This window comes from Mumia sp. zg.B21, from assembly GCF_019550855.1.
GTDB lineage: Bacteria > Actinomycetota > Actinomycetes > Propionibacteriales > Nocardioidaceae > Mumia.
In genome coordinates, this window is record NZ_JAHWCJ010000002.1 from 936,327 (window position 1) to 950,152 (window position 13,826).

Here is a 13,826-nt window from a genome sequence, read left to right on the forward strand (position 1 = left end):
AAGACCACAGCCTCGGGGTCGGTGGATCCGGTCCATGTCTCCCCGCCTGCGCGAGCCGGCTCAGACGTCGGCGGCGTCGACGATCCGGTAGGCGTAGCCCTGCTCGGCGAGGAACCGCTGCCGGTGCTGGGCGAACTCCGCGTCGACGGTGTCCCGGGCGACGACGGCGTAGAAGCGCGCCGTACGGCCGTCGCCCTTGGGGCGCAGCAGGCGCCCGAGACGCTGCGCCTCCTCCTGCCGCGACCCGAACGAGCCCGACACCTGGATCGCGACGGACGCCTCGGGCAGGTCGACGGAGAAGTTGGCGACCTTGGAGACGACGAGGAGCCCGATCTCCCCGGTACGGAAGGCTGCGAACAGCGCCTCGCGCTCCTTGACCGACGTCTCGCCCTTGATCAGCGGAGCGCCCAGGCGCTCGGCGAGGTCGTCCAGCTGGTCGATGTACTGGCCGATCACCAGCGTCGGCTCGCCGCGGTGCTCCTCCACGAGTCGCTCGACGACGTCGGTCTTGCGGTCGGTCGAGGCCGCGAGCCGGTAGCGCACGTCGGCCTCGGCCGTGGCGTAGACGATCCGCTCGGAGTCGCTCAGGGTCACCCGCACCTCGACGCAGTCCGCGGGGGCGATGTAGCCCTGCGCCTCGATGTCCTTCCACGGCGCGTCGTACCGCTTCGGGCCGATCAGGCTGAAGACGTCACCCTCGTGACCGTCCTCGCGCACCAGGGTCGCCGTGAGGCCGATGCGGCGGCGCGCCTGCAGGTCGGCGGTCATCCGGAAGATCGGAGCCGGCAGCAGGTGGACCTCGTCATAGATGATCAGGCCCCAGTCGCGCGCGTCGAACAGCTCGAGGTGGGGATAGACCCCCTTCCGCCGCGTGGTCATCACCTGATAGGTCGCGATGGTGACCGGGCGGACCTCCTTCTTGGCGCCGGAGTACTCACCGATCTCGTCCTCGGTCAACGTCGTACGGCGGAGCAGCTCCTCCTTCCACTGCCGCGCCGAGACCGTGTTGGTCACGAGGATCAAGGTCGTCGAGCTGGCCTGGGCCATCGCCGCGGCACCGACGATCGTCTTGCCCGCACCGCACGGCAGCACGACGACGCCGGACCCGCCGTGCCAGAAGGACTCGACCGCCTCCGACTGGTACGGCCGCAGGTGCCACTCGCCGTCGGACAGGCTGATGGCGTGAGCCTCGCCGTCGACGTACCCGGCGAGGTCCTCCGCGGGCCAGCCCACCTTGAGCAGCGCCTGCTTGAGGGACCCGCGCTCGCTGGGGTGGACCACGACGGTGTCGTCGTCGATGCGGTCGCCGAGCATGCCCTGGATGCGCTTGGCACGGACGACCTCCTCGAGCACGGGCCGGTCGGTGGTGGAGAGAACGAGGCCGTGCACCGGGTGGTTCTCGAGTCGGAGGCGGCCGTAGCGAGACATGGTCTCCGCGACGTCGACCAGCAGCGCGTGCGGGACGGGATAGCGCGAGTAGTCCATCAAGGCGTCCACGACCTGCTCGGCGTCGTGGCCGGCGGCCCGGGCGTTCCACAGTCCGAGCGGGGTGATCCGGTAGGTGTGGATGTGCTCGGGCGAGCGCTCCAGCTCGGCGAAGGGCGCGATGACCCGACGACACTCGGCAGCCTGCTCGTGGTCGACCTCGAGCAGCAGCGTCTTGTCGGACTGCACGATCAGCGGTCCGTCGGTCATGCGATACCTCCAGGGATCGGGCGCGACTTCTGGCGCGCCCGGTAGGCCGCGACGTTCGCGCGGGAGGAGCACCGCTCGGAGCAGAATCGCCGCGAGCGGTTGGGTGAGAGGTCGACATAGGTGTTGGTGCACGCATGGGCGGCGCACACGCCGAGCCTCGCCGGCGTCAGGTCACAGACGAGCGTGGCGAGCCCCATGAGGGACTCGGCCACCAGCAGCTCCGCGACCGAGGCCGCGCGGTCGGCGACGTGCAGCCGCCATCCGCTCGCGGCGCCGTCGGCGACCTTCGTGGTGTCGGTGGCGGTGTCGGTGGCGGTTGCGTCGGTGGGGACGATGAGAGGCGTGATCCGGTGCGACGCGAGCAGTGCGTTGAGGGAGTAGACCACCGCGTCGGGCTGTCCGGCGCTGCCCTGCTCGAAGACCGTGCGCAGCCGGCGCTGGAAGCGTCGGAGCGCGCGGACGTCGCGCTCGGTGGCCTGCCGGACCAGCCACTGGCGCTCGCGGAGGTGGGCGCGGACGTCGTCGACGGTGACCAGGCGGGCGTTCACGAGCTCGGCGGCGCGCTCGGCGTACCCGACGAAGTCCATCCCTCCATCCTACTGGCGCACTCCCGTCGGCGGTAAGGCCTGGAAGCCGCTTTGGACCTCACCTACCGCCCGGTAGTATGTAAGACGTAGCGGCAGAGATGCCTGTTACCCGTCACCCTCGCCGATGTACCCCCCCGACATGGCGAGGGTGATGTCGTGTGCGGGGGTCGGGGGCGTCAGCGCCGTGGCGCGACCAGGAGCGGCTGCATCACGAAGCCGCAGAGCCCGTCCGTGTCGCTGGCGACCGCGTGGGCGACCCCGGTGCCGCGCGGCTGCGACCACGAGGCCGCCTCGAGGTGCACCCACTCCGACGACGGCGGCCGCTGGAGCGTCACGCCGAGACCTGGCGGGATGAAGAGCCAGTCACGCAGGTCCAGGTTCGCGCTCACACCGTTCGCGGAGTCCGCGACCACCATCAGCCGCGCGAGGGCCGAGGTGTCCTCGCCCGCCACGAGCGGGACCCGCGCGCGCATCCAGACGCTGGTCGCGCCGTCGTCGGCCGACGCCTGTCCGTCCGGTGCGCCGACGACGTACCGCCACTCGATCGCCCGCCCGTACCCCCAGTCCGGCCGCACCCCGACCATCGGCGGATGAGGCTGCGGGGCAGGGAGTCCGGGCACGGCGGCGGTGGCGCCGGTGGCGGGGGCGCGCCCATCCTCGTGGGACACCAGCCACGCGCGGGCGCTGGCGGCGGCCCGCCTGTCCGCCGTCAGCGTCGCCTCCACCAGCCGCACGCGGCGGCCCGGGCGGAGCGTCGTGACGGCGACCTCGCAGACGCCCTGCGGGATCGGGCCGAGGAAGTCGACGTCGATCTTGGCCACGGCCATCGACGCGTCGTCCACGCCGTGCTCGATGGCGCGGGCGAGCAGCGCCGACGGCGGTCCCCCGTGCTGCGCACGGGGATCCCACGGGCTCTCGGTGGCTGCGGTCGATCGGAAGGCGTGGTCGTCCTCGCGCTCGTAGAAGCTCGCGGCGGGGAGCTCGGGCAGCGGCACCGTGGTGCTCGACGTGGAGAGTTCGCTCACGGAGCGGACGCTACCTGCACGATCCGGTGGACCGCGAAGCGCTGCACGCGCTGGGAACGGTGATCGAAGGCGGTGAGCCATCCCGCGTCCACCCGCAGCGGCTCCACGACCCGCTCGGTCCGGGTGCCCGCCTGGTCCATGTAGGCGACCCAGACCGGCTCCTGCGCGTCCGCGGCCTCCCGCAGCTGGGCCATGGTCGCGAGCGAGCCCTGGTGCTCGTCGCGGCCGCCGACCGGTCGCAACGAGGCCGCACGCTCACCGGCGCGGATCGCGCGTACGGCCTCGGCCGGGTCGCCCATCCTCCGGACGCCGGCGTCGACCACCTCGGCGCGGCGCTGGTCGCGACGACGCACCCGAAGGACGCCGCCCGGCTCCTCGCCGACAGGTCGGTGCCCTGCGGTCGAGAGCCGGTCGGCGAGCACCTCGTGCCGGACCGTGCTGACGGCGACGGTCGGGGCGATCCGGTGCAGCATCGGGCCGATGGTCGGGTCGGCGAGCAGCGCCTCGAGCTCCGCGGGGTCGTCGGAGCGGAGGTACGCCGACGCGTCGCCGATCCGCAGCCGGCCGTGCTGCCGTGCGGTGTCGTCGACGAGGTAGGTCAGCGGCTGCGGGATCGGCGTCACCGACACCTGCTCGACGAAGGCGTGGATCTCGCTGGCCGGCCAACCGCGGTCGAGAGCGCGGCGTACGGAGTCGGCCGTGAAGCGGTAGACGGTCGCACCGCCGCGCGACTCGACGTCGGCGACGTCCTCGAGCCGGTCACGGACGGCGGGCTCGAGCGGGCCAGGGGCGACCGCGGTGAGGTCAGCCTGAACGAGAACGTGGTCGACCCGGGACGGCAGCAGCCCTTCCACGACCGCCGCGGCGTCCGGGAGCCCGAGACCGGCGCCGGCAGGACTCAACGCATCCAGGGTGACGACACCGAGCCGGGTCGCCTCGACGAGCGTTCGTCGCACCAGGTCGTCGCGATCGGCGTCGGCCCGAGGCACGGCCCACGCCACTGCCTCGACGACCTCTTCGGCGTCGACGTAGGCGGCCCCGTCGAGCGACGACAGCACGCGGAGCACCTGTGTCCGCACCCGGCGCCCAGGGCCGGCGAGCCACGCCGTGGCGACCGCCACCCACCGGGCGGCGGGCGGGCTGTCGCGCCACGTGTCGAACAGTGTCGTGGGGGCCCACACCTCACCGGCGCCGTCATCCGGTGCGCGGCCCAGCAGACCGGCGGACTCGGTGAGGTCGAGCAGGAACTCGACGTGGTCGACCGTGACGCCGAGTGCTGTGGCGGCGTTGCGGACGTCGCGGACGCCTCGCCCGCCGGAGCGGAGGACCGGTGGAGGACTCTCGCCCCACGACCCGAGCAGGTGCTCGAGACGTTGCAGGACCTCCATCACCGTGCCCGCGCTCGCGTTGCGATGACGGCGGTCGTCGACCTCGCGGGTACGCACCGGCGGCGGCCCGTCGTAGGGGCCTCGTGGCCCGTAGGTCCGCAGCACCTCTCGCGCCTCGCGGACGACGTGCCACGCGCCGTCACGCCCCCAGACCAGTGCGCTCGCGTGCAGACGGGCCACCATCGCCGCGATGCGGGCGTCGTCGGCGTCGACCTGCCGGCGCAGTCCGTCCAGCGACACCGGCGGCTCGAGGGCCGCCATCGCGGCGAGCGTCGAGAGGTGAGCGGTGTCGAGCCGGTCCAGGGCCCACAGCACCGAGGGTCGCGAGGCGGCTCGAGACGCGAGCTGTCCGATATCGGCCGGCGGGGTCGCCCCAAGGTCCGGACGTGCGCGCAGCAGGACGACCAGCGCCTCGTCGCTACGGGCCCGGAGGTCGTCCGCGAGGGTGCGCGGTGGGGCGTCGGACATCGTCATCCCTCCCACGGTAGTCCGGGGGCGGGAGCGTCCCGCACTACGCTTCCCCCATGCCTCGTACGCGCGACCTCCTGTCCCGTCTCGTCTCCACGCTGACTCGTGGTCGCGCGTCGTCTCCGCGGACGTCGCAGAGCACGGCAGGAGCGTCAGGCGCTCTCGACATGACCTACGGGCCGACGCCGGACGGACGGCCCGACCCGGGCGAGATCGTCTGGACGTGGGTCGCGTACGAGGATGACCCGAGTCAGGGCAAGGACCGCCCCGTGCTGGTCGTCGGCCGGCGCGGACCCGGGCTGGTCGGCGTGATGCTGAGCAGCAAGGACCACGACCGGGATGCTGCCGACGAGGCCCGGTGGGGACGCCAGTGGCTCGACATCGGGGCCGGCGGGTGGGACCCTCGGCGGCGTCCCAGCGAGGTGCGGCTCGACCGCCTGATCACGGTCGATCCGAGCCGCGTCCGGCGGGAGGGTGCGGTGCTCGACCGGCCGCGCTTCGACGCCGTCGTCGCGGGTGTCCGCCAGTACGCCGACGTGGGCTGACTGCGGCCGGCGGCCCTCAGGTGGACGCGCTGCGCTCCCGGTGGTTGCGGACCTTGGCGCGGTTGCCGCACACCTCCATCGAGCACCACTGGCGGGAGTGGTTCTTGGAGCGGTCGTAGAACGCCCAGCGGCAGTCGTCGGCCGGGCAGATCTTGACGCGCCCGAGCCTCCCCTCGATCGCGAGCCGCGCCGCTACCGCGGCGACCTCGCCCACGACTCCGGCTCCGCTGAGCCGAGCGCCTGCGTCCACCGTCACCTCGATCGGGACCCGCAGAGGGTCCTCCGGTGGCGGCTCTCCGGCAGCGAGGGCCCGGAGGTGGTCGCGCAGGCTCCGCGCGACCTCGAGGTCACGGTCGGTCTGCGGTCGGCCCGACCAGTCGGCGTACTCCGACGTCGTCGCGAGCCGGTCGACCCCGTCCTCGACATCGAGCGTGTTGAGGAAGGCCACCACCTGGTCGGCGGGATCGTCGCCGGCATCCTCGTACTCGCTCATGCAACCACCGTACTTGCTTGACTGGTTGCGCCTTATCCGACTAACTGGCAAAGTCCGTATGACAGTTACTAACGGAGGGGACACCATGCACCCGTGGGCCGCATATCTGATCAGTCAGGACTACCTCGCCCGCGAGGAGCGTCGACGGCGGGCGGAGACCAGAGCGCCGTCCCGGCACGCCCGGGCCAGGGGGTGCGCCCTGTGAGCGGGACGGAGGTCCGGATCGGCGCCTACGTCCTCGACTGCCCCGACCCGCTCGCGCTGGCCCGCTTCTACGGGAGCATGCTCGGCCTCCCGGTCGCCGACGACAGCACCGACCGGTGGGTGGAGCTCACCGGTGACGGCCCCACACTGGCGTTCCAGCGTGTCGCCGACTACGAGCCGCCCCGGTGGCCGGACGGTCTCCCGCAGCACGCGCACCTCGACCTGGCGGTGGACTCGTACGAGGCGCCGCACGCGCTGGCGATCTCGCTCGGCGCCACGCCGCTCGATCCCGTCGAGCCTCCGACCCCCTCCTTCTCGCGCGGTTTCCGCGTCTACGCCGACCCTGCAGGGCATCCCTTCTGTCTCTGCACCTGCGACTGAGGCGGGCCTCGAGCGGGGAGCCAGTCGAGCGCTGCCGACACATGCGGTCCCGGCAACGGGTAGTTTTGCCAGGTGTCAGTTGTCGAGCGGATCGACCGCTTCCAGCGGAGTCACCCGTTCGTCGGGTTCCCGATCGCTGTCATCTACAAGTTCTTCGACGACTCGAGCAACTACCTCGCCGCGGCCGTCACCTACTACGCGTTCGTCGCGATCTTCCCGCTGCTGCTCATCGGGTCGAGCATCCTCGGCTTCTTCCTCCAGAACGACGGCAAGCTCCGTGAGCAGCTGCTCGATACCGCGATCGGCAGCTTCCCGATCATCGCCGACCAGATCGAGAGCACCGAGGGCCTGCACGGCTCGACGACCGCGGTGGTGTTCGGAGCCCTCGTCGCTCTGTACGGCGTGCTCGGGCTCGGCCAGTCGTCGCAGTATGCGATGAACGTGGCGTGGGCCGTCCCGCGCAACTCGCGACCGAACCCGTTCATCGGGCGCGGCGTGAGCCTGGTGATGCTCGGGTTCGCCGGGCTCGCGCTGCTCGTGATCGCCGCACTGACCGGGTTCCTGTCGACCAACCCGTGGTTCGACGACCAGCACTCCTGGGCGGGATGGCTGGTGCGCGGCGGCACGCTGGTGCTGAGCGGCGCTGCGTTCACGGTGCTGTTCCTGCTGGCGTCGGCGCGCAAGCACAGCTTCCGGTCGGCGGCTCCGGGCGCCTTCGCGGTCGCGGTCATGTGGCAGGGCCTGCAGCTGGCCGGGACGGCGTACGTCCAGAACGTGATCGGGCGATCGAGCAACCTCAACCAGATCTTCGCCGTCGTCCTCGGGATGATGGGGCTGATCTACATCGGTGCGGTGATGGCGATGATCGGCGTCCAGATCAACGTGGTCAGGACCAAGCGCCTCTATCCACGCGCGCTCCTCACGCCGTTCACCGACAACGTCAACCTCACCAAGGCCGACCAGCGGGCGTACTCCGACTACGCGAAGGCGCAGCGTCACAAGGGGTTCGAGTCGATCCGCGTGATGTTCGGTCGGCCAGAGGAGTGGCCCCGGGTCGAGCTCCCGCCGCCCGTGAAGCGCGCGGACCGGCCTGCCGTCCGCGAGTGAGGGCGCGTTAGCGCGCCTCGCGAGCGAGGACGAGCATGCGTTCCTCGATGGTTGCGGGTACGGGCTCGACCGACGCGTCGACGCGTGCGGCGGTGAGGATCCGGGTGATCTCGTCGCGTCCGGCATCGGCGACGCGTACGGTGCGTCCGTCCAGGATCACCGCGGCCCCGGCGTCGTTGAGCGCGGAGAACGCGGCGGCCCAGTCGTCGGTCCGTACGACGAGGGCGCGGGTGGGTCCGATGATGTCGGTCTCGCTGCCCTGTGCGACGAGCCTGCCCTGCGACATCAGCAGCAGCCGGTCGCACTGCTGCGCCTCCTGCATGTAGTGCGTGGTGATCAAGACCCCCACACCTCGGTCGGCCTGTGTCCGGATGGTGTCCCACAACGTGGCCCGCGCGAGTGCGTCGACGCCCGAGGTCGGCTCGTCGAGCAGCACCGCCTCCGGCTGGTGCGACAACGCGGCGACGAAGGCGCCCTGACGCTGAGCGCCGAGGGGCATGTCGGCGACGAGCTCGTCGGCGTACCGGGAGATGCCGTCGGGCAGGACCGGGGTGGTGGTGCCGTACGCGTCGGCGACGAAGGCGAGGTTCTCGGTCAGCGTGAGGTCGCGGTACAGCCCGAGGTTCTGAGGGACGTAGCCGAGCCGACGACGCCGCTCGCGACGAGGAGGTCCGCCGAGCATCTGGACGGTTCCCTCCGTCGTGGGGAGCAGCCCGAGGAGCATCCGCATCAGCGTCGTCTTGCCGGCGCCGTTCGCCCCCAGCAGTCCCACGACCTCCCCCGGCGCCACGTCCATGGTCACGTCGTCCACGGCCGTGAACGACCCGAACCGCCTCGTGACCGAACGCGCTTCGAGCACCGTGGCGGTCATGCCGCTGCTCCGCGGTCGGCGCGACGTACCAGCGAGAGCGCGATCACGATGTCCTCGAGATCGGGCTCGACGACCGGCAGGTGAGGAGGGGCGTCACCGTCGGGCCAGTACTCGTGCCGCTCCCGGCCTCGCCGCCATGACCACTCGGGGCGGACGCTGGGGTCGGCCCGGGTCACCGTCCCCTGGAAACCGGCGCGGACCTCGTCGTACGAGCCCTGGACGAGTATGTGTCCCGCGTCGAGGACGACCAGACGGCTCGCCCGCTCGGCCTCGTCGAGGTACGTCGTGGACATCACCACCGCCGAGCCCGTCGCCGCTGTCTCGGAGACCATCCGCCAGAGGTCGACGCGGCTGACCGGGTCGACGCCGGTGCTGGGTTCGTCGAGGACCAGCAGCCGCGGGCGGTGGACGATCGCCATGCACACGCCGAGCTTGCGCCGCATGCCGCCGGACAGCTGGGAGGCGAGCCGGTCGGCGGCCTGACTCAGCCCCGCCGCGGCGAGCAGGGTCGTCCGTCGCTCGTCGAGCTCCGCGCCACGGACGCCGTACGCGCCGCCGGCGAAGTCGAGGTTCTGCGTCACGGTCAGGGCGGCCCAGCTGCCGGACGAGGCGGGCAGGAAGCCGATCTCCGCCTTCGGCGGTGCGTCGACCTCGCCGGCCTCGGGCGCCACCTCGCGTACCAACGTGCGGAGGAGCGTCGTCTTGCCGGCACCGTCGCCCCCGACGATCGCGACGACCTCGCCCGCGGGAATCTCCACCGTGACGCCGTGCAGGGCCGGCACGCCTCCGAACGACACGTCGACCGAGTCCAATCCGTACGTCATGCCGGGCTCCGGGAACGGTCGGTGGACCGGGGTTGGTCCTTGACCTTGCGCTCGGGTGCGAGGTCTCGACGGAAGCGCAGCGTGGCCGCGGTGAACACGACCAGTGCCATGACGGCCAGGACCACCAGGGGCAACCACAGGGCAGTGATCGGTGCGCCGCGCAGCATGACGCCCTGCGAGATCATCGTGAAGTACGTGAGCGGCAGCAGGTAGCCGATCCACCTGACGCCGGCTGCCATCGCCTCGAGCGGGAAGATCATCCCCGACAGCAGGATCTGGGGAAGCAGCACGAAGAACGCGCTCTGGATCGCCTGGCCCGCGGTCTGGGAGATCGTCGAGATGAAGATGCCGATCCCGAGGACCACCAGCAGGAAGAGCACCGCGCCCAGGGCGAAGGTGAGGACGTGCCCGTTGAACGGGACGTCGAAGAGCAGCATCCCGAGGACGGTGACGACCGCCATGTCGAGCGCGGCGAGGACGAAGTACGGGGTGACCTTCCCGAGGATGACGGTGCTCGGACGGATCGGCATCACGGCCAGCTGCTCCAGCGTGCCTGCTTCGCGCTCGCGGACCAGTCCGATGCTCGTGATGATCGTGCCGATGAACGTCAGGATCAGTCCGATGATCGCCGGGATCATGACCCACGACGTCTTCAGGTCGGGGTTGTAGAGGACCTCGACCGTCATTCCCTGGCCCGAGGTCTTGAGCGCGGCCACCGCGGACTGGGCGGCGAACAGGTTCGAGCCGTCGACGAGCGCTCGGGTGCCGCCCGCGCCGGTCACCAGCGCCACGTCGACGATGTCGTCGCGCAGGAGGTCCCGCGCATCGTCCTCGCCCTCCGACGGCTCCGTCGTCGAGACGTCGAAGAAGCCCGGCAAGGTGCCGGCGACCTGCTCTGCCTCGGGCCCGACGACAGCGGTGTCGACCCTGTCGACGGAGAAGTTGGCCGCGTAGCCGAAGACGACGAGCAGCAGCAGCGGCATCGCGACCAGCAGCGCAAGGGTCCGGTGGTCCCGGACGAGCTCGCGGAACTCCTTGATGATCATGGCTCTCACCCACGACACGTTACGACAGGTTCATCAGATCCTCAACAGGTGTTGAAGCAGGTCAGATGCCTGGTCAGTCGTTCAGGAGAGCCTGGAGCGGAGCGCAGACCGTCGCGACCAGGTCCTCCAGGGCCATCGAGGCGAGCGGCTCGGTGCCGAGGACGTAGCGCGCCATCGCGATCCCGAAGACCTGCGCTCCCAGCAGGTTGAGGCGTTCGGGGGCCCAGTGCGACGTCCCGTCCACGGACAGTGCGCTCTCGATGGTTGTCCTGACGACTCGGGCCGCGGTCGACGAGCTCGCTGCGGAGCGCACGACGCTGTGCAGGACCAGGGAGGTGTCCGGGTGCTCCCAGGCGCCGAAGTAGGCGCGGGCGAACCGCTCGCTGAAGGCCTCCGACGGACCGTCGACGGCCGCTCGGACCTGGTCGGCGACGAAGCCGGCGTCGGCGATGGTGGCGGCGAACAGGTTTTCCTTGCTGCCGAAGTAGTGGATCACGAGCGCCGGGTCCACGGACGCGCCGCGGGCGATCGCACGGACGGTCGCCGCGCCGTACCCGACGCGCGCGAACTCGGCACGGGCCGACTGCAGGATCGACGTCCGTGCGGCGCCGGGGGCGCCGCGGCCCGGCTCGCGCGGAGCGGGTGCCGGTTCCTCTGAGGTCATGCGCCGAGCCTAGGGCGCAGTCGCCTTCTGCCGCGTTCGCGCGCTTGTTCGCGCGGGGCGAACGTCGTGGCGCGCGGGACGGGAACACCCCGGGCCGACGCGAGGTTGAGTAGGGCACGCTCAACTTTGAAAGGTTGCTCATGACTGAGCCACGCACCCCCCAGCAGCTGCCCGTCCTGTTCCTGACCGAGCCCGTCCTCCTCCCTGGGATGGTGGTGCCGATCGAGCTCGACGAGGCTGCCCGCGCCGCGGTCGACGCCGCGCGCGCCAGCTCCGGCGACCGACTCCTGGTCGCTCCCCGGCTCGAGGACCGCTACGCCTCGTTCGGTGTCGTGGCCGAGATCCTGCAGACCGGCCGTACGCAGTCCGGCGAGTCCGCCGCCGTCCTCAAGGCGGAGCGCCGTGCCCGGATCGGCACCGGCGTGACCGGCCCCGGTGCCGCCCTCTGGGTGGAGGCCGAGGAGGTCGACGAGAATCTCGACGACGAGCGCATCCCCGAGCTCGCCAAGGAGTACAAGTCGCTCGTGATCGCCAACCTGCAGCGCCGTGACGCCTGGCAGGTCGTCGACATGGTCAACAAGGTCACCGACCCGTCGGCGCTGGCCGACATGGCCGGCTACGCCCCCTACTTCACCGACGTCCAGAAGCGCCAGCTGCTCGAGACGCCGGACACGGCCGAGCGCCTCGAGGTGCTGCTCGCGTGGACCAAGGCCACCATCGCCGAGGCCGACGTGGCCGAGAAGATCGCCGAGGACGTCCGCGAGGGCATGGACAAGACGCAGCGCGAGTTCCTGCTGCGCCAGCAGCTCGCCGCGATCCGCAAGGAGCTCGGCGAGGACGAGCCGGACGGCGCCGACTCGTACCGCGAGCGTGTCGAGGCGGCCGACCTGCCCGACGGCGTCCGGACGGCCGCGCTGCGCGAGGTCGACAAGCTGGAGCGGTCCTCGGAGCAGAACCCGGAGACGGGCTACATCCGTACCTGGCTCGACACGGTCCTCGAGATCCCGTGGAGCGTGAAGACCGACGACAACGACGACGTCGAGGCGGCTCGTGCGGTGCTCGACGCCGACCACCACGGCCTGGACGACGTCAAGGACCGGATCGTCGAGTACCTCGCCGTGCGGTCGCGTCGTGCGCAGCGCGGTCTGCAGGTCGTCGGCGGACGAGGATCCGGTGCCGTGATGGTGCTCGCCGGGCCGCCGGGAGTTGGCAAGACCTCGCTCGGCGAGTCCGTCGCCCGCGCCCTCGGGCGGACGTTCGTCCGCGTCGCCCTCGGCGGCGTCCGTGACGAGGCGGAGATCCGCGGCCACCGTCGTACGTACGTCGGTGCCCTTCCGGGCCGCATCGTCCGCGCGATCAACGAGGCCGGCTCGATGAACCCGGTCGTGCTGCTCGACGAGGTCGACAAGCTCGGAGCGGACTTCCGTGGAGACCCGGCAGCGGCGCTGCTGGAGGTCCTGGACCCGGCGCAGAACCACACGTTCCGCGATCACTACCTGGACCTCGACCTGGACCTCTCGGACGTGCTGTTCCTCGCGACGGCCAACGTCGTCGAGCAGATCCCGCAGGCGCTGCTCGACCGGATGGAGCTCGTGACCCTCGACGGCTACACCGCCGACGACAAGGCCGCGATCGCCCGCGACTTCCTCTGGCCCCGCCAGCTGGAGCGCGCGGCGCTCGACGCCGACGAGGTCACGCTGACCGACGCCGCGCTCGCGAAGATCGTGGCCGACTACACCCGCGAGCCGGGCGTACGCCAGCTCGAGCGGCTGCTGGCCAAGATCCTCCGCAAGGTGGCCACGAAGCTGGCCGGCGCGACGGGACAGGAGACCGTCGTCGTCGACGAGCCGGATCTGAAGGAGTACCTCGGTCGTCCACGGTTCACTCCGGAGTCCGACGAGCGTACGGCGGTCCCCGGCGTGGCGACCGGACTGGCGGTCACCGGGTTCGGTGGTGACGTCCTCTACATCGAGGCGACACCGACCGACGGCAAGCCCGGCATCACGCTCACGGGTCAGCTCGGTGACGTGATGAAGGAGTCGGCGCAGATCGCCCACTCCTACGTCCGCTCGCACGCCGAGGCGCTCGGGGTCGACCCGGCGTTCTTCGACCACCACGTCCACATCCACGTCCCGGCGGGGGCCATCCCCAAGGACGGGCCGTCGGCCGGCGTGACGATGGTGACGGCGCTCGTGTCGGCCGCGACGGGCCGCAAGGTCCGCTCCGAGGTCGGCATGACCGGCGAGGTGACGCTCAACGGGCGGGTGCTGCCGATCGGCGGCGTGAAGCAGAAGCTGCTCGCCGCCCAGCGGGCTGGGCTCACGACGGTGTTCGTCCCGCACCGCAACGAGCCCGACCTCGACGAGGTCCCGGCCGAGGTCCGTGAGGCGATCGACGTCCGTCCGATGACGGACGTGGCCGAGATCGTCGCCCAGGCGCTCGAGCCTGCGGCCGAAGGGACGTCCCAGGTCGCGGCCTGACGCCTGACCCCTCCACGAGATGAGACGTTCCGACCACCCGGTGGTCGG

The 13,826-nt window shown here is 71.4% G+C and carries 13 protein-coding genes; 4 read left to right on the forward strand and 9 right to left on the reverse strand.

Annotation, left to right across the window (positions count from 1 at the left end):
* Nucleotides 1–60: 60 nt before the first annotated feature.
* The 4 genes from KV100_RS13365 to KV100_RS13380 form a co-directional block, all read right to left on the reverse strand.
* On the reverse strand, nucleotides 61–1,695 hold the full coding sequence (locus KV100_RS13365) for a DNA repair helicase XPB (protein WP_220343521.1): 1,635 nt from the start codon (nucleotides 1,693–1,695) through the stop codon (nucleotides 61–63).
* Entirely contained in the window at nucleotides 1,692–2,282 is a 591-nt protein-coding gene (locus tag KV100_RS13370; RefSeq protein ID WP_220343522.1) for a CGNR zinc finger domain-containing protein, read from the reverse strand. The genes KV100_RS13365 and KV100_RS13370 overlap by 4 nt, the downstream gene beginning before the upstream one ends.
* Before the next feature lie 176 nt (nucleotides 2,283–2,458).
* Complete coding sequence (locus KV100_RS13375; RefSeq protein WP_308291435.1) at nucleotides 2,459–3,307, reverse strand: thioesterase family protein; 849 nt, start codon at nucleotides 3,305–3,307, stop codon at nucleotides 2,459–2,461.
* Nucleotides 3,304–5,169 carry a helicase-associated domain-containing protein gene (locus KV100_RS13380; protein ID WP_220343524.1) on the reverse strand — a complete coding sequence of 622 codons (1,866 nt, stop codon included), beginning with the start codon at nucleotides 5,167–5,169 and terminating at the stop codon, nucleotides 3,304–3,306. Before KV100_RS13380 ends, KV100_RS13375 begins: the two co-directional genes overlap by 4 nt.
* Before the next feature lie 50 nt (nucleotides 5,170–5,219).
* On the opposite strand from KV100_RS13380, the gene KV100_RS13385 reads away from it, so the two are divergent.
* A complete protein-coding gene (locus KV100_RS13385) occupies nucleotides 5,220–5,708 on the forward strand; it encodes a type II toxin-antitoxin system PemK/MazF family toxin (protein ID WP_255559642.1) in 489 nt (162 codons plus the stop codon).
* Nucleotides 5,709–5,724: 16 nt separating this feature from the next.
* On the opposite strand, the gene KV100_RS19665 is transcribed toward KV100_RS13385, so the two are convergent.
* Nucleotides 5,725–6,201, reverse strand: a complete 477-nt coding sequence (locus KV100_RS19665) for a CGNR zinc finger domain-containing protein (protein WP_255566139.1) — start codon at nucleotides 6,199–6,201, stop codon at nucleotides 5,725–5,727.
* 201 nt (nucleotides 6,202–6,402) lie between these two features.
* Here KV100_RS19665 and KV100_RS13395 point away from each other — a divergent pair, with 201 nt between their 5' ends.
* Nucleotides 6,403–6,786, forward strand: coding sequence for a VOC family protein (locus KV100_RS13395; RefSeq protein ID WP_308291436.1), 384 nt, complete (start codon nucleotides 6,403–6,405; stop codon nucleotides 6,784–6,786).
* A 72-nt stretch (nucleotides 6,787–6,858) separates the two neighbouring features.
* Nucleotides 6,859–7,893, forward strand: a complete 1,035-nt coding sequence (locus KV100_RS13400; RefSeq protein ID WP_220343526.1) for a YihY/virulence factor BrkB family protein — start codon at nucleotides 6,859–6,861, stop codon at nucleotides 7,891–7,893.
* A gap of 7 nt (nucleotides 7,894–7,900) precedes the next feature.
* Here the strand turns inward: KV100_RS13400 and KV100_RS13405 are convergent, their stop codons facing one another.
* The 4 genes from KV100_RS13405 to KV100_RS13420 form a co-directional block, all read right to left on the reverse strand.
* Entirely contained in the window at nucleotides 7,901–8,764 is an 864-nt protein-coding gene (locus tag KV100_RS13405; RefSeq protein ID WP_220343527.1) for an ABC transporter ATP-binding protein, read from the reverse strand.
* Nucleotides 8,761–9,588 (reverse strand): ABC transporter ATP-binding protein, encoded by an 828-nt coding sequence (locus KV100_RS13410; RefSeq protein WP_220343528.1) that lies wholly within the window; start codon nucleotides 9,586–9,588, stop codon nucleotides 8,761–8,763. Before KV100_RS13410 ends, KV100_RS13405 begins: the two co-directional genes overlap by 4 nt.
* Nucleotides 9,585–10,634, reverse strand: a complete 1,050-nt coding sequence (locus KV100_RS13415; RefSeq protein ID WP_255560871.1) for an ABC transporter permease — start codon at nucleotides 10,632–10,634, stop codon at nucleotides 9,585–9,587. The genes KV100_RS13410 and KV100_RS13415 overlap by 4 nt, the downstream gene beginning before the upstream one ends.
* Nucleotides 10,635–10,707: 73 nt before the next feature.
* On the reverse strand, nucleotides 10,708–11,298 hold the full coding sequence (locus tag KV100_RS13420; RefSeq protein ID WP_220343530.1) for a TetR/AcrR family transcriptional regulator: 591 nt from the start codon (nucleotides 11,296–11,298) through the stop codon (nucleotides 10,708–10,710).
* A 140-nt stretch (nucleotides 11,299–11,438) separates the two neighbouring features.
* Here KV100_RS13420 and lon point away from each other — a divergent pair, with 140 nt between their 5' ends.
* The gene (lon, locus tag KV100_RS13425; protein ID WP_220343531.1) at nucleotides 11,439–13,778 is read left to right on the forward strand and encodes an endopeptidase La; all 2,340 of its coding nucleotides are present in this window, start codon (nucleotides 11,439–11,441) and stop codon (nucleotides 13,776–13,778) included.
* Nucleotides 13,779–13,826 lie beyond the last annotated feature (48 nt).